General features: G+C 56.4%; 17 protein-coding genes. 9 read left to right on the forward strand and 8 right to left on the reverse strand.

What is annotated here, in order from left to right; all coding sequences use genetic code 11:
• Window positions 1-27: 27 nt before the first annotated feature.
• Window positions 28-564, forward strand: coding sequence for a thioredoxin family protein (locus JQC75_RS16440; RefSeq protein ID WP_203325096.1), 537 nt, complete (start codon window positions 28-30; stop codon window positions 562-564).
• A 67-nt stretch (window positions 565-631) separates the two neighbouring features.
• On the opposite strand, the gene JQC75_RS16445 is transcribed toward JQC75_RS16440, so the two are convergent.
• The 3 genes from JQC75_RS16445 to rhlB all read right to left on the reverse strand — a co-directional run bounded on the left by JQC75_RS16445 (window position 632) and on the right by rhlB (window position 6,102).
• Window positions 632-3,637: a TonB-dependent receptor gene (locus JQC75_RS16445; RefSeq protein ID WP_203325097.1), complete on the reverse strand. Its 3,006-nt coding sequence runs from the start codon at window positions 3,635-3,637 to the stop codon at window positions 632-634.
• A 216-nt stretch (window positions 3,638-3,853) separates the two neighbouring features.
• Window positions 3,854-4,771: a Ppx/GppA phosphatase family protein gene (locus JQC75_RS16450; protein ID WP_203325098.1), complete on the reverse strand. Its 918-nt coding sequence runs from the start codon at window positions 4,769-4,771 to the stop codon at window positions 3,854-3,856.
• 11 nt (window positions 4,772-4,782) lie between these two features.
• The gene (rhlB, locus tag JQC75_RS16455) at window positions 4,783-6,102 is read right to left on the reverse strand and encodes an ATP-dependent RNA helicase RhlB (RefSeq protein ID WP_203325099.1); all 1,320 of its coding nucleotides are present in this window, start codon (window positions 6,100-6,102) and stop codon (window positions 4,783-4,785) included.
• A 151-nt stretch (window positions 6,103-6,253) separates the two neighbouring features.
• Between rhlB and trxA the strand changes: the two genes are divergently transcribed.
• Together trxA and rho are read left to right on the forward strand one after the other, a co-directional pair.
• Entirely contained in the window at window positions 6,254-6,580 is a 327-nt protein-coding gene (trxA, locus tag JQC75_RS16460; protein ID WP_011761323.1) for a thioredoxin TrxA, read from the forward strand.
• Window positions 6,581-6,795: 215 nt separating this feature from the next.
• On the forward strand, window positions 6,796-8,058 hold the full coding sequence (gene rho / locus JQC75_RS16465; RefSeq protein ID WP_011761324.1) for a transcription termination factor Rho: 1,263 nt from the start codon (window positions 6,796-6,798) through the stop codon (window positions 8,056-8,058).
• Window positions 8,059-8,177: 119 nt separating this feature from the next.
• On the opposite strand, the gene JQC75_RS16470 is transcribed toward rho, so the two are convergent.
• The 5 genes from JQC75_RS16470 to JQC75_RS16490 form a co-directional block, all read right to left on the reverse strand.
• The gene (locus tag JQC75_RS16470; RefSeq protein ID WP_203325100.1) at window positions 8,178-9,152 is read right to left on the reverse strand and encodes a LysR family transcriptional regulator; all 975 of its coding nucleotides are present in this window, start codon (window positions 9,150-9,152) and stop codon (window positions 8,178-8,180) included.
• A 104-nt stretch (window positions 9,153-9,256) separates the two neighbouring features.
• A complete protein-coding gene (locus JQC75_RS16475; RefSeq protein WP_203325101.1) occupies window positions 9,257-9,985 on the reverse strand; it encodes a fumarate reductase iron-sulfur subunit in 729 nt (242 codons plus the stop codon).
• The gene (locus tag JQC75_RS16480; protein ID WP_203325102.1) at window positions 9,982-12,021 is read right to left on the reverse strand and encodes a fumarate reductase flavoprotein subunit; all 2,040 of its coding nucleotides are present in this window, start codon (window positions 12,019-12,021) and stop codon (window positions 9,982-9,984) included. Before JQC75_RS16480 ends, JQC75_RS16475 begins: the two co-directional genes overlap by 4 nt.
• A gap of 80 nt (window positions 12,022-12,101) precedes the next feature.
• The gene (locus JQC75_RS16485) at window positions 12,102-12,776 is read right to left on the reverse strand and encodes a fumarate reductase cytochrome b subunit (protein WP_203325103.1); all 675 of its coding nucleotides are present in this window, start codon (window positions 12,774-12,776) and stop codon (window positions 12,102-12,104) included.
• Window positions 12,777-12,940: 164 nt separating this feature from the next.
• Window positions 12,941-13,672, reverse strand: a complete 732-nt coding sequence (locus JQC75_RS16490) for a fumarate reductase cytochrome b subunit (RefSeq protein WP_203325104.1) — start codon at window positions 13,670-13,672, stop codon at window positions 12,941-12,943.
• 341 nt (window positions 13,673-14,013) lie between these two features.
• Between JQC75_RS16490 and JQC75_RS16495 the strand changes: the two genes are divergently transcribed.
• The 6 genes from JQC75_RS16495 to JQC75_RS16520 all read left to right on the forward strand — a co-directional run bounded on the left by JQC75_RS16495 (window position 14,014) and on the right by JQC75_RS16520 (window position 18,639).
• Complete coding sequence (locus tag JQC75_RS16495) at window positions 14,014-15,423, forward strand: DUF4397 domain-containing protein (protein ID WP_203325105.1); 1,410 nt, start codon at window positions 14,014-14,016, stop codon at window positions 15,421-15,423.
• Between the two features lie 135 nt (window positions 15,424-15,558).
• Window positions 15,559-16,446, forward strand: coding sequence for a 50S ribosomal protein L11 methyltransferase (prmA, locus tag JQC75_RS16500; protein ID WP_203325106.1), 888 nt, complete (start codon window positions 15,559-15,561; stop codon window positions 16,444-16,446).
• Between the two features lie 147 nt (window positions 16,447-16,593).
• Entirely contained in the window at window positions 16,594-17,565 is a 972-nt protein-coding gene (dusB, locus tag JQC75_RS16505; protein WP_203325107.1) for a tRNA dihydrouridine synthase DusB, read from the forward strand.
• Between the two features lie 14 nt (window positions 17,566-17,579).
• Window positions 17,580-17,885, forward strand: a complete 306-nt coding sequence (gene fis / locus JQC75_RS16510) for a DNA-binding transcriptional regulator Fis (RefSeq protein WP_011761333.1) — start codon at window positions 17,580-17,582, stop codon at window positions 17,883-17,885.
• A 293-nt stretch (window positions 17,886-18,178) separates the two neighbouring features.
• Window positions 18,179-18,415, forward strand: coding sequence for an AlpA family phage regulatory protein (locus tag JQC75_RS16515; protein ID WP_203327258.1), 237 nt, complete (start codon window positions 18,179-18,181; stop codon window positions 18,413-18,415).
• A complete protein-coding gene (locus JQC75_RS16520; protein WP_203325108.1) occupies window positions 18,415-18,639 on the forward strand; it encodes a helix-turn-helix transcriptional regulator in 225 nt (74 codons plus the stop codon). Before JQC75_RS16515 ends, JQC75_RS16520 begins: the two co-directional genes overlap by 1 nt.
• Window positions 18,640-18,725 lie beyond the last annotated feature (86 nt).

Consider the following 18,725-nt stretch of genomic DNA (forward strand, 5'->3'; position numbering starts at 1 on the left):
CTGCCCCTTCGCTTGTGAGGAAACATGATGCACAATAACGTTAAAGCTTTATTGGCCACTACAGCCCTGTTTTTTACTGCGCCCCTGCTGGCGGACTCAGGCTGTGGTTTCGAGAATAAATCCGGTGGTGTGTTTGCCACCTGCAGCGAGGAGAAACAGGAAGTGATCCTGACCGGCATCGTTGAGGCCCAGCGCCTCGTGACCGAATTACCCGAATTTGCCGAGGGTTATAAAACCTATGAGGTGAATACTGCGGCCCTTGACCCCATCAAGGCCGAAACCGAAGCCACCGAAATTGTGGTGATCATCGGCACCTGGTGCCCCGACTGCCACCGTGAAACCCCGCGTTTTATCCGTATTATGGAAGACGTGGCCAACCCCAATATCAAGGTGACCTACATTGGGGTGGACCGCGCCAAGGCCGACCCTGAGGGCCTGGCCGCCAAGTATGATTTCAAGCGCATTCCCACCTTTATCGTGATGCAAAAAGGTGAGGAAATCGGCCGTATCGTCGAGCGCCCAACAGAGTCACTGGAAATCGATTTGGCGAACATTCTGAAGTAGCCTCAAAGACACAAAAAGGCCGGCAATTGCCGGCCTTTTTCGTTCTCCAAGATAATCCGTAGCGCTATCAGAACTCGTAGCGAGCAATCAGCGACATGTAGCGCGCTTCCTGACGGCCGGTCACCATGCCGTAGTCCGGATTCAGCTCCAGGCCCGAGGCGGTATCGGCGTAGCGGGTACGCTCTTCCCACACCGAAGTGGCGCTGTCGGCATTGAGCAGGTTGTACACTGTGCCCTTGAGCATCAGGTCACCGCCAAACAGCTCTGTGTTGTAGGTCAGCGACAGATCCACATTGGTCACCCAGGGCAGATTGCCTGCGCTGCCGCGGGGTGATGGGTTGCCGTTCTCATCATAGTGCGACACATGGTCGTAGTAACGGCTGATACAGTCTTCCCATGGGCTGCCTGCGGCGCAGCTGTCCACGCCCTCTGGGTGCTGGGAGAAGTAGCTCTGCGGACGGCCCGAGGTGGTGCGCGCCACCAGCCCCAGCACCAGGCTGTCGGTGATGTTGTAAGCACCACTTACCTTGAACGCGTGGCGGTGATCGTTCGGCAGATTACCATAGCCATGGTCCATCAGATCGGCATAGTCGTAGGAGGTGGTCCAGCCCGGATCGGCCTGATCGTTGTCGGTCTTCACCAGGCCTTCGGTATTGCCGTAGCTGTGTGACCAGGTGTAAGAGCTGTTGATGGTCAGGTCATCATTTACACGCCCATCCAGGGTCAGCTCCACCGCCAGATAGCGGCGCTTGGCCTCGGGCAATTGCAGCTCATCCTTAGTGAGAGTGACATTGTCGACCTGACCATCGCCATCGAAGTCGTAGGACATGGTGATGTCTTCACCGGGGTTATTGAGCACGTAATACGAGCCCTGCCCGACGTTATCGTCGATACCCAGCTCGGCCAGCTTCTTCGCCAGCACAGGGCCGACGTCTGTGTCTTCCACACTGCGGCCAAGGTCGCGGTAGATAAAGCGCACGCCGCCGCTCATGGTATCGAACAGCTCCTGCTGATAGCCCAGGGTAAACTCGTCGCTGTACATGGGCTTTAAGCTGCTCGAAGCAATCAGGCCAGGCTCAGTGATACCACGCTGACGCCAGTAGCGGTCACGCAGCATATCGCCGCGGCTCGGCGAGCCGTCAGGCAAGAGTACAGGAGCGCCGCTGCCATCCACCTGATCAAGGGCGAAATACTCAAACCACTCAATGGAGGACGAGCCCTGGGTGATGTTCATGTTGGCCGACACCGGCTGAAAGTAGCGACCATAGGTGGCGTACACCTTGGCAGAGCCATCGCCGTGCAGGTCGTAAATGGCCTGTAGGCGCGGCGCAATCTGGTTGTCGATGGACACGTAGGCACGGCCATCGGATACCGTGTTTTCAAAGCCGCTGTAACGCAGACCGAGATTCAGCACCAGCTGGTCAGTCACCTGCCAGGAATCATTGGCATAAAACGCCAGTGAGGTGATTTCAGAGTCGGTGTAACGGGTACGGACACGGCGCTCGATATAATCTTCCCCCGGCGCGGCGCCAGAGACACTGTTGTTACCGGCGGTCTTCACCCCCCACCAGCCCTGGGCATCACCAATGCCGTTCTGGGCCGAGGTGTAGTCCACCAGCACCCGGGTGTAATCCACACCAAACTGCAGCGAGTGGTTATCCAGATCCCAGTTAAAGTCCACCCGAGCCTGATCGCGGATAAACTCCTGCTCAGACACCGACGAGTTGGTGTGCTGGCTGAGGGTGGTGCTGGTGCGGTAGTCGTATACCGACGGGTTGGTTGAGGCCACCACGTTATCAATGTTCTCAGAGGTACGGCCCACCACGGCAGACACCGAGAAGCTGTCGGTGAAGTAGCCGTTGTAGTTCAGGCTGTATACCTTGCCGCCGTCGCGGCCGGGGGCGGTTTCACCAATCTGATCGCCCACTTCGTTGGTTTGCCAGTCGTAGGCGAAGGTGCCGGTATCCCAGGTACGCTCGTTGCTCATGGCCGAGAGGCCAATAGAGTGGTTTTCTGAGATATACCAGTCAAGTTTGGCAAACCAGCGGTCTTCTTCGCGCTCCATTTGGCCTGCGGTTGTCTGCCCTGCCCAGTCGCTGTCATCGCGGCGGGGATTGAACAGACCATAGTAGAACAGCTTGTCCTGCACGATGGCACCGCTCGCCCACAGTTGCAGCTCGCGGAAGTCATAGCCGTTTTGCATGGTGTTGGTGGAAATATTGCCGGCACTGTCGAAAATCGAGTCGTGATTGGCGCGCAGGCTGTCCGGCTCCCAGCGTACCTGGGTACCAAACTTGAATTCATTGTCACCGGACTTGGACACGGCATTGACGATACCGCCCATGGCGCCGCCAAACTCGGGGCTCACGCCGCCGGTCATCACCTGGGTCTGGCTGATGGCTTCCCACGGCAGGTTGATGGAACCCAGGCCGGTGCGAATGCTGGTGACGTTCATGCCGTTGAAGTAATAGCCGTTCTCAGCAGATGACGCACCGCCGAAGCTTGAGGCACCACGGAACGACGAGCCACCGGGTGCAGCCGTACCCGGCGCCAGCAGGGCAATGCTTTCAAAGCCCGAGTTCACCGGCATCTGATTCAAATCATCCTGGGTGAAGGTGACACCCGAGGTGGAAGACGCCATATCCACCCGGCGGATCATGCTGCCGGTTACTGCCAGACGCTCCATGGCCGCATCACCTGCGCCATAAAGCTGACCGTCGAGGATCAGCGCCTGCCCCACCTCCACCCGCACGCCGGACTCTTTGGAGTCACTGTAGCCGTCCTTGTGGATTTCGATGTCGTACTCGCCCACGGGCACGTTACGCAGCAGGTATTCACCCTTATCGTTGGTGGCTACCCTGTACACCAGGCCTTTGGTTTTGTGTCTTAAGGTGATGGTGGCGCCGCCAAGGCCAGCCCCATCGGCGCTGACAACCTGCCCCTTAACGATACTGGAGCCATCCACGGCCACGGCGGGGGCTGACAGCATCAAGGCCGCACCTACGGCCGCTGCAGCCAGCGTTTTACGGGCATAAAAGGCACCTTTGAGGGCCCGGTTATGTATTTGATTCATTGTTAAGATTTCCTTCTTCCCTTGCCTGAAAAAGCTTTCGGCCTCAGTCCTTCTGACGGGCATTTTCTGACCGAAAACGGGAAAAACCTTAACACCATTTACATAATGTATACAATCTATTTTATTCTATTGTAATGACCAAAAATGCGGTTTCTGATAAAAACCCACGGGGAGAATCAAAGGAGATAGAAAGAAAAAACGCCGCTAAGCGGCGTTTCAGTCGAGGAGTTTTTGCGAGAGTTCCAGCAGCACACCCTCTCGCAGGGCGCCGCCGGACAAAGACAGGTTTTCAAGCCCAAGTAATCGGAACAACGCCAGCAAAATCGCAATGCCTGCCGCAAAGGTGGGTGCTCTTTCCGGGCACAGACCATGGATACCCAGAAGGCTGGCATCTTCATGGAGCAATATTTCCCGCTTGAGCCCTTCGAGGACGGCCAGGGTAATGACTTGAGACTCGCCTCTGTGCCCCAGTAACTCAACCACTGACTGAACCGTGCCTGAAGCGCCCACCACAGTGTGCCAGCCAAGGCGTTTCAGCTCAGCTTCGGCGGGCCCCAGAATACGGTGCACCTCGGCCTCGGCGTCGTCAAAGTCGCGCTCCTGCAGCGGCAAATCGGTGAAAAACAGCTTTTTAAAGGTCACACAGCCCATGGGCAGGCTGGTCTTGAACAAGAGCTTATCGCCATCGCCGACGATAAATTCGGTACTGGCACCGCCGATATCGATAACCAGACGGCGGCCATCTCCCACGGTGGTGGCTACCATGCCGCGATAGATAAGTTCCGCCTCGCGCATACCGCAAATCACCTCAATGGGGATACCCAAAATAGGCAAAGCGCGGGACTTGAATTCGTCGGCATTGGTAATGGCACGCAGGGTGGCCGTAGCCACAACGGCCACGTTTTCGGCGGCAATATGGTGCCTGGACAGCATCTCGGCAAACATCGCCAGACAATCCAGACCCCGCTGCATCACGCTCTCACTGAGCATGCCATCACAGCCGATCCCTTCGGCAAGACGCACCTTGCGTTTGTATTTGGCTTCAACCCTGGGCTTTCCGGCCACTGTGGTGGCCACCAACATATTAAAGCTGTTGGAACCCAGGGTGATTGCGGCGTATGCGGGTGTCTGCATCTGCGACTGTCTTATGAGTGTCTGCGGGTCCTGTCGTGACGAGGGGGACGACCACCACCGCTGCGATGTGCACCGGATGGACGTGGTGCGCCATTGCGATCGCGCAGGTTACGGCCACCGAGATGGGGCTTGCGATGGATTTTCACCGGTGGGGGAATATCAACCAGGGCTTCACGATCGTAAGAAGTCACAGGGATGCTGTGCTTGATGTAGTCTTCGATGGCCGGCAGGTTGAGGGCATATTCCTCACAGGCAAAGCTCACCGATACCCCTTTCTGACCCGCACGACCGGTACGACCGATACGGTGTACATAGTCTTCGCAGTCATCGGGCAGGTCGTAGTTGTACACGTGGGACACATCGGAAATGTGCAAGCCACGGGCAGCTACGTCGGTGGCAACCAGAATATCCAGCTCACTCTGGGTGAACTGCTCGAGGATTTTCAAGCGCTTCTTCTGCGGCACATCGCCTGTCAGCAGGCCTACGCGGTGGCCATCGGCCTCCAGGCTCGCCCACAGCTTTTCACACTGATGCTTGGTGTTGGCAAACACAATGGCTTTTTCGGGCCAGTCTTCTTCAATCAGTGAGTGCAGCAGTTTGAGTTTGTCTTCCATGGAAGGGTAGAAGATTTCTTCTTTGATATTGCGGGAAGTCTTTTCTTCCGGGGCAATCTCTACCTTCACAGGGTCGTTCATATGATCGTACGCCAGTTCCTGCACCTTCATAGACAGGGTGGCAGAAAACAGCATGTTCAAACGCTCTTTGGCGCCGGGCATACGGTTGAAAAGAAAACGAATGTCTTTGATAAAGCCGAGATCGAACATGCGATCGGCTTCATCCAATACCACGGCCTGGATGGCCCCCAGGTTAATCACACCCTGGCGAACATAATCGATGATGCGGCCTGTGGTACCGATAAGTACATCCACGCCCTTGTCCAGCACCTTACGCTGGGCTTCATAGCCTTCACCGCCGTAAACAATGCCCACCTTGAGTCCGCTGTGCTTGGACAGCAGAGTCGCATCTTTGGCAATTTGAATCGCCAATTCGCGGGTGGGTGCCATCACGATGGCACGGGGCTGATTGAGTTGGCGGTTTTCGGGGATGGGGGCTGTCAGCAGGTGGTTAAAGGTGGCGACCAAAAAGGCGAGTGTCTTGCCGGTACCCGTTTGGGCCTGGCCTGCGATGTCTTTTTTCTCAAGCAATACCGGGAGGGAAAGCGCCTGGATGGGCGTGCAATGCTCGAAGCCGTTTTCGTTAAGTGCCTGTTTGACCTCGTCACACAAGGGCAGGTCGGCAAACTTCTGTTGGGTTAAATGTGTTTCGCTCATAGCGGCAGCATACCAGTTAGGGTTGCAATAAGATACTCGATCGTTTGAAATAGCGACAACAAGTAGGTGGGCACTTGAATTCCTGTAAATCCGCCTCAATATACATGCTAAGCCATTCACAGACCAGCGATGGCATCAATTGGAGAACATCATGAGCGACAAAATTGTAACCCTGAGCGACGACAGCTTTGAAAACGACGTACTGAAGTCTGAACTGCCAGTTCTGGTAGACTTCTGGGCAGAATGGTGCGGCCCTTGCAAAATGATCGCCCCGATTCTGGACGACGTAGCTGCCGAATACGAAGGTAAGGTTACAGTTGCCAAGCTGAACGTTGACCACAACAACGCCTCTCCCGCCAAGTACGGCGTACGTGGTATCCCAACGCTGCTGATGTTCAAAGGCGGCGAACTGGTGGCTACCAAAGTTGGCGCTCTGTCCAAGACTCAACTGAAAGAGTTCATCGACGCTCAGCTCTAATCTTCGCCTCTGGCGTGACGCCCGGCACAGCTTTTGGGCTAAAATGTGCCGGGCAGCCCTAAAAATCTGGACGCACCCCTGCTTAGGTGCTACTTTAATAGCCAGATTCTTATCGATTAACCCACTTCTTCGCACTTCAATCTTTTCAATACCCTCTGTAAGCATTGCAGATTGAATGCGACAAACTTTTCTCGCGTACAAAAAGACCCATCAACATGAACCTAAATGAACTGAAAAACATGTCCATCGCCGACCTGGTGGCCTTGGCGGAGAGCATGAATCTCGAAAATATGGCCCGCGCCCGCAAGCAGGACATCATTTTCTCCATCCTCAAAGCCCATGCCAAAAGCGGTGAAGACATCTTCGGTGGCGGTGTGCTCGAAATTCTTCAGGACGGCTTCGGCTTCCTGCGCAGCGCCGATGGGTCTTACCTTGCAGGCCCGGACGACATCTATGTGTCTCCCAGCCAGGTCAGACGCTTTAACCTGCGAACGGGCGATACCATTGCCGGTAAAATCCGTCCTCCCAAAGAAGGTGAGCGCTACTTTGCCCTGCTGAAAGTCAACGAAGTTAACTTCGATAAGCCTGAAATCTCCCGCAACAAGATCCTGTTTGAAAACTTAACGCCCCTGCACGCCGAAGAGCGTCTGCGCATGGAGCGTGGTAATGGCTCTACTGAAGACATTACCGCCCGTATCCTGGATCTGTGCTCCCCTATCGGTAAAGGTCAGCGTGGTCTGATTGTGGCCCCGCCAAAAGCCGGTAAGACCATGTTGCTGCAAAACATTGCCCAGTCCATCAGCTACAACAACCCCGAAGTGGTGTTGATGGTGCTGCTGATTGACGAGCGCCCTGAAGAAGTAACCGAGATGCAGCGTCTGGTACACGGCGAAGTGATTGCTTCTACCTTCGATGAGCCAGCCAGCCGCCACGTGCAGGTTGCCGAAATGGTCATCGAAAAAGCCAAGCGCCTGGTTGAACACAAGAAAGACGTGGTGATTCTGCTCGACTCCATCACCCGTCTGGCCCGCGCCTACAACACAGTAGTACCTTCCTCCGGTAAGGTACTGACAGGTGGTGTGGATGCCAACGCCCTGCACCGTCCAAAGCGTTTCTTCGGTGCTGCCCGTAACATCGAAAACGGCGGCTCCCTGACCATCATCGCCACCGCCCTTATCGACACCGGCTCCAAGATGGACGAAGTGATTTACGAAGAATTCAAGGGCACAGGTAACCAGGAGCTGCACCTGTCTCGCAAGGCCGCCGAAAAGCGCGTGTTCCCTGCGATTGACTTCAACCGCTCCGGTACCCGTCGTGAAGAGAAACTCACCACCAGCGACGAGCTGCAGAAGATGTGGATCCTGCGTAAGATTTTGAACCCCATGGACGAAGTTGCCGCCATGGAGTTCCTCATCGACAAGCTGGCGATGACCAAGACCAACGACGAGTTCTTTACCGCCATGAAGCGCGCCAAGTAAGCGCCAAATGTTCAGGTAAAGCCAACCCGTAAAAAAGCCGCTCAATGAGCGGCTTTTTTTATTGCTTTAATCTCTACCCGGGCTGAGCCTTGGCTCTGGTCTGATTGAAAGCCTGGGACTCAACCCCATCCCTCATCAGAGGCTGCACTGCCCGTCATTGCCTTATCCAGCATGGCTTTATCCAACATAGCCTTATCCAGTTGGGCCAAACGCTCAGCCACCTTGGCCCTTAACATATCCCGCAGGGCCAGCACCGCCGGCGTCACCTGCGCCCGTCCGGGGCAAAGCAGATAGAGCTCCAGCGGCTCGGTGCCGTATTCCGTCAGTAAGGGGACCAGTCGACCATCGAGTAAGTCGGTGGCCAAATCCAGCCGCGATTTATACACCAGTCCCTGCCCCGCCACGGCCCATCGCCGGGCGATTTCGGCATCGTTGCAACTGCGTCTGCCACTGACACGCACCCTGTGCTCTTCGTCGCCACTGAAAAAGTGCCACAGATCGTGGGTCTTGTCGGCACGCTTGTACAGCAGGCACTGGTGCGCAGCCAGTTCATCGGGCGTGGTAGGCGTGCCCTCCCGTGCCAGATACAGAGGTGACGCCGCAAGCTGACGATACAGGTGCCCAATGGAGAAGGCCACCGCTTCCGAGTCCTGGGGCATGCCATAGCGCAGTGCTACATCGATATTGCTGCGAAACAGGCTGCTGACCTTGTCTCCCAGCTCCAGCTGTACCTCAAGCCCAGGGTGCTGTTCCATCAGCTCATCGAGCCAGGGCAAAAAGATATTGCGGCCAAAATCCGACGACACCGAAATCCGCAGTGTACCTTCCACAGTGCCGCGCTCGCTGGACAGCGCCATGCGGCCCAGTTCGAGTGCGCTGAGCGCCTCGCGGCAATGGCCAAGATAACGCTCACCTGCCTGTGACAGCCTGAGGCTGCGGGTGGTACGGATAAAAAGCGCCGAGCCCAGTTGTTTTTCCAGCCGCTTGATGGCGGCGCTGGCCGATGCCGGCGTCATATCCAGTTCGGCGGCGGCCGCACTGATACTGCCGGCCTCTGCCACCCGAACAAACAGCGCTAAATCTGTGGTCAGCAATTGCAATCCTCGCCTGATATTTACCGGCTAACACTAACCCCAAATTAACCCTAAAACAAAGCCCGCGCGGGAATTTCCGGCGCGGGCTTACGGGTCAGCCACAGTTACAGCAGGGTCGAGGCCATCTTACGGCGCAGATAGGCAATTTGCTGCATGTGGGGCAAGTCTTTGGGGCAATTGTCCTGACAGCCCAGCAATGTCATACAGCCAAACACCCCGTCCTGATTGCCAATCACATGGTAGAAGTCATCGGCGCTGCGACCATCGCGGCTGTCGAGTTCAAATCGGGCAATCTTCATCATGCCCACGGCCCCCACAAAGGTATCGCGCATCTGCTTGGTGGCACAGGCGGATACACACACCCCACATTCCACGCAGCGCTCCAGCTCATACAGCCTGGCGGCCTCCTCCGGATCCATGGGGTCTTCCAGCCGGTGAATATTCAAATCGTCACTCTTGGGATGCAGCCACAGCTTCAAACGCTCGGCCAGCTCACGCATAAACTTGCCGGTGTTCACCGACAGATCGCCAATCAGCTCAAAGCCCGGCAGCGGCATCAGCGTGATTTCCCCCTTGGGGTACTTGGCAGTAAGGGTACGGCACGCCAGCGTGGGGAAACCGTTGATCACCATGGCACAGCTGCCACAAATCCCGGCGCGGCACACAAAGTCGAACTGCAGCGAGGGGTCCTGCTCCTGACGGAGCTTATTGAGGGCAATAAACACCGTCATGCCACTGGTCTCTTCCAACTGGTACTTGACCATTTTGGGCTTATCACCGGCGTCCTGAGGGTCGAAGCGGAAAATATTGAATGTCAGAATGCGGCCGCTCATGAATTATCGTCTCCGGCAATGTTGGGCATAGATGGGCTGCCTGTGGTTTCAGTGTTCACCAGCCCGTTGAGGCGGTCGGCCAGTCGTTCGTTGGCCGGTGTCAGTGATTCGGGTAACTCAAACGGCATCAGGGCCTGCTGGCGTGCTTCACGGCTGGCATTGGGGCCAAGGGCAGCAAGCAGCTCAGCAATTTCGGCCTCGCGCTTGGCAGTATCCGGGTGGGCGATGGCATTGTCGGCGCCATAACCGCGATAACCCGGTGGCAGCTCCATTTGCATCACGTCCAACGGCTCGTAGCTGAGCTTCGGTTCCAGGGCATTGGCATCGGGCCAGCTTGCCAGAGTACGGCACAGCCAGTCTTTGTCGTTGCGCTGTGGGAAGTCTTCCCGCGCGTGGGCACCACGGCTCTCGGTGCGGGCCGCAGCGCCGCAGGCCACGGTGAGCGCGACTTTCAACATGCGCCGTACCCGCAGCGCTTCCACCAGCTCAGGGTTGGCATGGCGTTTTTTACAGCTCACTCCCAGATTGACCGAGCGCGCCAGCAGCGCCTTGAGTTGTTTCACCGCTTCGTCGAGTTCGGGGCCATTACGGAAAATGCCCACATAGTCCATCATCACACGCTGCATGGCATACTTGAGCTCCCAGGGGTTCTCAGTCCCCTTGCCTTCAATCAGCTCATCGATTTCGGCGCGCACCTTGTCCACATAACGTTTGGCCAGGCCGGTATCCAGCACCAGGTCGTTGTCGTCACAAAAATCCGCCACGTATTTGCCGATGATCATGCCGCCCACCACGGTTTCGGCCAGCGAGTTGCCACCGAGGCGGTTAAAGCCGTGCATGTCCCAACAAGCGGCCTCTCCCACCGCAAACAGGCCCTTGAGCTGGGGGCTCTGGCCGGTGGGTGTGGTGCGGATACCGCCCATGGAGTAGTGCTGGGTTGGCCGCACCGGAATCCAATCCTTCGCCGGGTCTATGCCGAGGAAGTTTTCACAGATTTCTTTTACTTCCCGCAGGTTGGTCTCAATGTGTTTTCGCCCGAGCAGGGTGATATCCAGCCACAGGTGCGGGCCGTATGGGCTGTCGACCCCCTTGCCCTTGCGCATATGCTCTGTCATGCGGCGCGACACCACGTCGCGGGAGGCGAGTTCCTTTTTTTCCGGCTCATAGTCCGGCATAAAGCGGTAACCGTCTTTGTCACGCAGCAAACCACCGTCACCGCGACAGCCTTCGGTGGTGAGAATGCCCACGGGCACAATGGCGGTGGGGTGAAACTGCACCGCTTCCATGTTGCCCAGGGTGGCAACACCTGTCTCCAGCGCCAGCGCCTGACCTATCCCCTCACAGATGATGGCATTGGTAGACACCTCATAAATACGGCCATAGCCACCGGTGGCTATGGTGGTGGACTTGCCGATGTAGGCACGCAGTTCGCCTGTGATAAGACAGCGGGCCACAACACCATGGCAGCGCTCACCATCGTGAATAATCGACAGCGCCTCGACCCGCTCGTGTACCGGAATGCCAAGGGAAATGGCCTTGTTGTCCACCGCATACAAGAGCGAGTGGCCGGTGCCATCGGCTGTGTAGCAGGTGCGCCATTTTTTGGTGCCACCAAAGTCGCGGGCGTTAATCAGCCCATGGGCGGCTTCGGCTTCTTCGATGGTAATGCGCTCGGCATTCACCACCACTTCACGGGGGCCCTTGGTCACCCGGGTCCAGGGCACGCCCCAGTTGGCCAGCTCCCGCACCGCCTTGGGGGCACAGTGGGCAAACATGCGCGCCACGGTTTGGTCACAGCCCCAGTCAGAGCCTTTTACCGTGTCCTGAAAGTGCACATCTTCATTATCGCCAAGGCCCTTGACCGTATTCCCCAGACTCGCCTGCATACCGCCCTGGGCCGCAGCCGAATGGCTGCGCTTGGCCGGAATGAGGGATAACACCAAGGTATCGTGGCCCCTTTCTTTGGCGGCGATGGCAACCCTGAGGCCCGCGAGGCCCGCGCCCACCACAAGACAGTCTGTATAAATGAGTTTCACGTTTACTCCTTGGCACACTTTTGCAAAGTACAGCTTAATCAGTGGCAGTTATCTGCCTTATTTTTAACACTTTTTACGACTTACGCCGGAGTGTGGGGAATAAAGGCCAGCAAGGCTGCCAGCCCTATACCCACAAACAGCACACTGAGTACCGTCTTGATGGTTCTTAATCTTGCCCGTGTATTGAGATCCCGCGCCGCGCCCCACTTAAGCGCCACCCGGTAAAGACCAATGGCGGCGTGAAGCTCAACGGTGAGCAAGAGCGGCAGGTAAATCACATACCCATATTCGCCCCAAATTCGCTGGGCACTGCCCACAGGGCCTATGGTTTCGGGGGCGCTGCCCACCAGCCACAGATGCACAGGCAGCAGCATTAAAATCACTATGCCGGTACCGGCCTGCCAGCTCCACAGGCGGGTATCGCTGTGATTGATCACCTGCATCTGGCTTTTCAGTGCCCTTTGCTGACGCAGGCTCAGGGGTAATTTATGAATGGCCACCAGCACATGAAAGGCGGCGAGGGCCGCCACGCCTATGGCTATCAGGCTCACCACCCAGGGATAGCCATGGCCATCGTCAGACAAAAAGGCCAGCTCCATATTGCGGGCCACCCAGGTCATGGCCTCGGGCCCCAGCAAAATGGACGACACCAGCAATAAGTGGGTCCACAGAAAGAGTGCCAGCACCACCCCGCTGATGCTCTGCCCCAAATCCAGCACGCCACTCCAGCGTCTTATGTCCAGTTTGCCAGCCATGTTCATCCCTCTTTACCTGTTATTCTTGTGTCGGTTATGAGTGCCAATGTCGCTCACAAAACCAAGCTAAACCCTGATGCAAATCAACACAATGTTCGTTAATTCATCTGTTGCTGAATCAGGATCTGCATCACCCTTTGGCACAGAGGTCATGCCAGTTTGGCTTAGCCCGCCGGTGAGAAGGGCGTGACCGGCAATGTGAGGCTGGCACCTATCAGCAGGTACGCCACCAGGCTCGATGTGCCCAAGCACAAAAGATAGACGATAAGCAGCTTGACCACTTTGCGAAGCGGCCTGCGACGCACCACCCAGCCCCACTTCACCGACACCCGGTAAAGACCAATCATGGCGTGTACCACCACCGCCGGCAGCAACAGGGCATAGAGCACCCAGGCGTTGTCATGAAACACGCGCTCGGCCGACAGATGGGGGCCAATCTCGGGATTCAAAATCATGGTAAACAGGTGCACAGGCACCAGGAAAAACAGCACAAAACCGGTAACGAGCTGCCAAAACCAGGCGTGGGTATCCTTGTGGGCGATGGAGCCCAGATGGGAGCGCAGCAGGCGCCACTGACCAAGTTGGGTCGGGAAGCGGCGCAGGGCCAATGCCGCATGCAGACACACCACTATCAGCACCAGCACAGAGAACGCCTTGGTCACCCAGGGAAAGCCGTGGCCCGTACTGGAAAACATGCCTCCTTCCAGCAGCTGCACCACCTGATAAAACACCTCTTTGCCCAGCAGAATGCTCGACTCAAAGTGCATATGCAGCAGTAAAAAGCCCCCCAGCATGAGTCCCGTAAGGCTCTGCAACTTATCGGCACGCGCCGACCAGGGGTGCCCTGCCGTACGTGGGTTTAACGTGTGTTCTGTGAGTGTTCGTGCGCTGTTCATGCTTGCCTCTTCCCCTGTGCCGCGCCCGGGCGACATTACCGAGGAGAACACAATATCAGCTGTAAAAACTGTGGCGAGACGGGCAGAAGCAAAGCGTGAGGCATCTCACCGCCACTGTGGTCATTATTGGAAGCGGATCACAAACAAAGGGCGAAAAACAAACAGAGGTCATACCATTTAACCGCATTAAATCATGGCGTTAAATGGCTTTTAAAACAAAAAAGTATAAGCAGCAACACGAAAAACCACCCCTAAAGGGGTAATTAATGAGCAAAAAGTGATCCTGTTTCATGCCGTTACTCGTAGTTAATAACGCCAATCACCAGCTAAGAGGAAACAACATGAAAAGGATCACTGGCATCATCTTACCGCTAATGGCAACCACATTCATCTTCGGCTGTTCAGACGACGATGACAAACACACAACCGAGCCTGAAACACCCGCGGCCTTGGCCTCAGTGCGGGTAATCCACGGTAGTGCCGATGCCCCCATGGTCAATATCAAAGCCAATGGCGCGCTGTTTGCCGGGCTTGAAAAGGTCGACTACCTGCAGGGCAGTGGCTTTATCGACGTCACAGAAGGCAGTTACGATCTGGCCGTGGATGCCGTTTTGCCCGATGGCACCGCAGCCGAAGTCTTGTCACTCAATGATGCAGCTCTCGCAGGCGACACCCAGTACACGGTGCTTGCCCACGGCACAGTGGCAGAGGACAACAACAGCGACAACGACCTGGGACTGCTGGTAATTGCCAATCCCAAGCAGGCCATCAGCAGTGGCAATATCCGCTTGCAGGTGGTCCATGCCGCCCCCAACGCCCCCACAGTGGATGTGCACCTTACTGCGCCCGGTGCTGAGCTTGGCGCCAGCGCCGCGACCCTGGGTTACGGTGAGTACACCCAACCCATTGAAGTCGCCGCAGGCAGCTATCAGGTGAGGCTGGTACTGCCACAGGGCAGCGAAGGGGCGGGCACGGTGGCCTATGACCTTGACCTGCCACAACTCGATGCCGGTCAGGACTGGTTTATTGCCGCCCTGCCAAACACAGGTGTCGCCACCTCTCCTGTGGTGCTGCTTGCCAACAACGGCACAGATACCCTGGTGTTCAATGACAAGCGCACCGAGGCCAGCGTCCGGGTTGCCCACAGCGCTGCCGATGTCCCCCAGGTGGATATTCTGGCCGATGGCACCAAGGTAGATGCCCTCAGTGGTGCCGCCTTTGGTCAGGCCAGTGACTATCTGAACATTGAACCCGGCGAGTATCAGGTTGATACCGTACTGACCAGCGACAACAGCGTAGTGGGCATCAGTGAGACGCTTGCCTTAAGCGCCAACCAGATGGTCACCGTGGCCGCCATTGGCACCCTGGCCACCGAGTCGCCCGATGTGCCCCTGGAGTACCTGCCATTGGATGACAGCCGCCGCCGGGTTGCCACCGAAGCGCAGCTGCGCCTCACCCACGCCCATCCTGCGGTGGGCAATGTGGACATTTATGTCACCGCAGACGGCATGATAGACAACGCGACCCCAGCCTTCACCGATGTGGCCTACAAGGCGACTACCGGTTGGGTCAGTGTGGCCCCCGGTGACTACGTGGTCAGCGTCACGGCCGCAGGCACCAAAACGGTGGCGATTGAAACCCCAACCCTGAGCCTGGCCGCCCTTGGCAAATACTCGGCCCTGGCCGTGGATAACCCCGGCGCCATGCCTGCCAACCTGCTGCTGATGGACGACTTCGTCAGCGCCAACTAACCCACCTGCTGTGACGATAAGGTGACAATCACGGTGACGATAAGGTGCCACAAGTGGCCTTATCGTCACCCTTGATGCCAGCCAGACGCTTGTGGGGTAGAATAGGGCTTTTCCCATTCAGCCACAGGATTATCCATGCCCTGGATCCAATTGCGCCTGCATTCAAGCAGCGATCACGCCGATGTCATCAGCGATCTGCTGATGGAGGAAGGCTCTGTCTCCATCACCTTTGAAGATGGTAAAGACCAACCCATTTTCGAACCCAAGCTGGGCGAAACCCCGCTGTGGAACGATACCGTGGTGGTGGCCCTGTTCGATGCCGACTTCGATTTGGCCCCGGTGGTGGAACTGCTCAAGGCGCAGCCCTTCCTCGGCAGCGAGCTCAAATACAAGATTGAACAAATCGAAGACAAAGACTGGGTACGCGAATGGATGGACAGCTACCACCCCATCCAGTTCGGCAAGCGCCTGTGGATTTGCCCAAGCTGGCGCGACGTGCCGGACCCAGAGGCCGTTAACGTGATCCTCGATCCGGGCCTGGCCTTTGGCACCGGCACCCACCCCACCACGGCCCTGTGCCTTGAGTGGCTCGACAGCCTGGATTTGGCCGGAAAAGAGATTATCGACTTTGGCTGTGGCTCAGGCATCCTCGCCGTGGCCGCCCTTAAGCTGGGCGCTGCCAAAGCCACCGGTATCGACATCGACTATCAGGCCATCGACGCCTCACGCGACAATGCCCAGCGTAATCAGGTAGAAGACCGTCTGGCCCTGTATCTGCCCGAAGACCAACCCGCCGGTCTCAAGGCCGAGGTGCTGGTCGCCAACATTCTGGCCGGCCCACTGCGCGAACTGGCGCCGCTTATTCAGGATCTTGTTCAGCCCGGCGGCAAGTTAGCCCTCTCGGGTTTGCTCAAAGAGCAGGCCGAAGAAATCCGTGAATGTTACGCCCAGTGGTTTGACATGGACGAACCTGCCCACAAAGACGACTGGAGCCGCTTGACAGGGGTACGCAAATCGCTGTAAAAGGCGCGCCAACCCGCATTGGGGCGGGAAACCCCGCCCCGTAAAAGTCAAGCAAAAAAGTTGTGCTCAGGTCATTTATTGACCTTTTTTTCCCTCACAAAAAGACGTACTATAGCGCCCCTTTGACGCACAAGGTGAAACGCAACAATGCAAATTGGACCCTATCAACTGACCAATCAGCTGATCGTGGCACCAATGGCAGGTGTCACCGATCAGGCGTTCAGAAATCTCTGTCTGCGCTATGGTGCTGCCATGGCCGTGTCAGAGATGTTGTCTGCCAATCCCGAACTCTGGGATACAGACAAAAGCCGTCAGCGCATGGCACATTCGGGAGAGGAAGGCATACGCTCAGTGCAGATTGCCGGTGCCGACCCCGAACAGATGGCCTGGGCCGCCCGCTTCAACGTGGAGCAAGGCGCACAGATCATCGACATCAACATGGGCTGCCCGGCAAAAAAAGTGAATAAAAAGCAGGCCGGTTCGGCACTGATGCAATACCCCGACCTGGTGGAGCAAATCCTCAGGGCCGTGGTAGGCGCAGTCGAGGTGCCGGTCACGCTGAAGATTCGCACGGGGTGGGAACCGGAACACAGGAATGGTGTTCAAATCGCCCGGATAGCAGAAGATTGTGGCATTGCCTCGTTGGCCGTTCACGGCCGTACCCGGCAGTGCATGTACAAAGGCGATGCCGAGTACGACACCATCCGCGCCATCAAACAGAGTGTCTCGATTCCTGTTGTCGCCAATGGGGACATCGTCAGTCCGGAGAAGGCACGTTACGTGCTCGACTACACCGGTGCCGATGCCCTGATGATAGGACGGGGTGCCCAGGGACGGCCTTGGATTTTCAGAGAGATCCAGCATTTTCTCGATACCGGGGAGCAACTGGCACCGGTGGGAGATGAAGAAAAGCGTCGCGTGATGCTCGAACATCTCTCCAAACTGTATGACCTGTATGGCGAATTCAAGGGAATCCGTTTCGCCAGAAAGCATATAGGCTGGTACCTGGATCAGGAACAGCAGCGTGATTTCCGTTCCCAGTTTAATACGCTGGAAACCGCTGCCGAGCAACGTTCCGCTGTGGAACGTTATTTCGACGAATTAATACAGTATCAATAAAGAGCAGAATACGAATGTTTGATCAGACAACTCACACTGAAGCTCATCCGCTTACCGTAGGCAAAATCGAAACCGCAAACGGCACCATCAAGCCGCAACTGCTGCGTGATGCCGTTAAGCGCGCTGTTAGCAACTTCTTCGCCCAGCTGGATGGCCAGGAAGCCCAGGAAGTCTACGAAATGGTGCTTTGCGAAGTTGAAGCCCCTCTGCTTGATATCATCATGCAACACACCCGCGGTAACCAAACCCGCGCAGCCAACATGCTGGGTATCAACCGTGGCACCCTGCGCAAGAAGCTGAAAAAGTACGGCATGAACTAAGAATTCATTCTTAATTCGTTGTATTAAAACGGGCTTTTCAGCGATGAAAAGCCCGTTTTTGCGTATATGTACCCCCATATGTACCCCCACCGTTTTGTTGCCCCTCCTATTTGCCCGTCGTTTTGGCCCTTAAAAAATGTCATGCAAAAAGTTTTGGCTGATACGTTTTAAGCTCATTTGCTAAAACCCCCGAAAATTTCGTGTTTGCTTGCCCCGCCCTCAACAATCACTCCCGCGCAATCAAGCGCAATGAATACGAGGGGAAACGAATGACAAACGTTAATTTAGCTATGATGGATACAGACACGGCCAGTGAATGTGTGTTCGACCGCATAGTCAAAGAGCAAGAGCGTCGACTCATTACTTCTGTCAGCAGAGCCGAGGCCTTTCAACTCGAACGCAAAGGGTTGTTCCCTCGACGTAGACGAATATCAAATCGCTCTGTGGGATGGTTGCTCTCCGAGCTACTCGATTGGGTCAAGTCAAGAGAGGCCGTCATCTCAAAAGACAGCCCAGGGAAGGCGCTGTGATGCAGGACAATCGCGTGAATTCCTCCTTCGATTTAGACATCACTCCGCTGATAAGCATCGCTGAGATGTGCGCGATACTGCAAAAGAGCCGGGCCACAGTACATAGATGGGTTAGAGCACAAAAGCTCATCACCCCTATTCGTCGCAATCAACGCACCCTGGGCTGGTGCCCGGATGAATTTAAACGCTGGCAGTCCGACCAGGGCAACCTCCCCCTTAACTAATCCACCAATACGTTGCTGGTGGCCAAAAGCCACCAGCCAACATGCTTCACTTATTGACCACAAATAACACCCCCACCAGCCCAAAC

The sequence above is a fragment of the Shewanella litorisediminis genome (assembly GCF_016834455.1).
In the GTDB taxonomy this organism is placed as follows: domain Bacteria; phylum Pseudomonadota; class Gammaproteobacteria; order Enterobacterales; family Shewanellaceae; genus Shewanella; species Shewanella litorisediminis.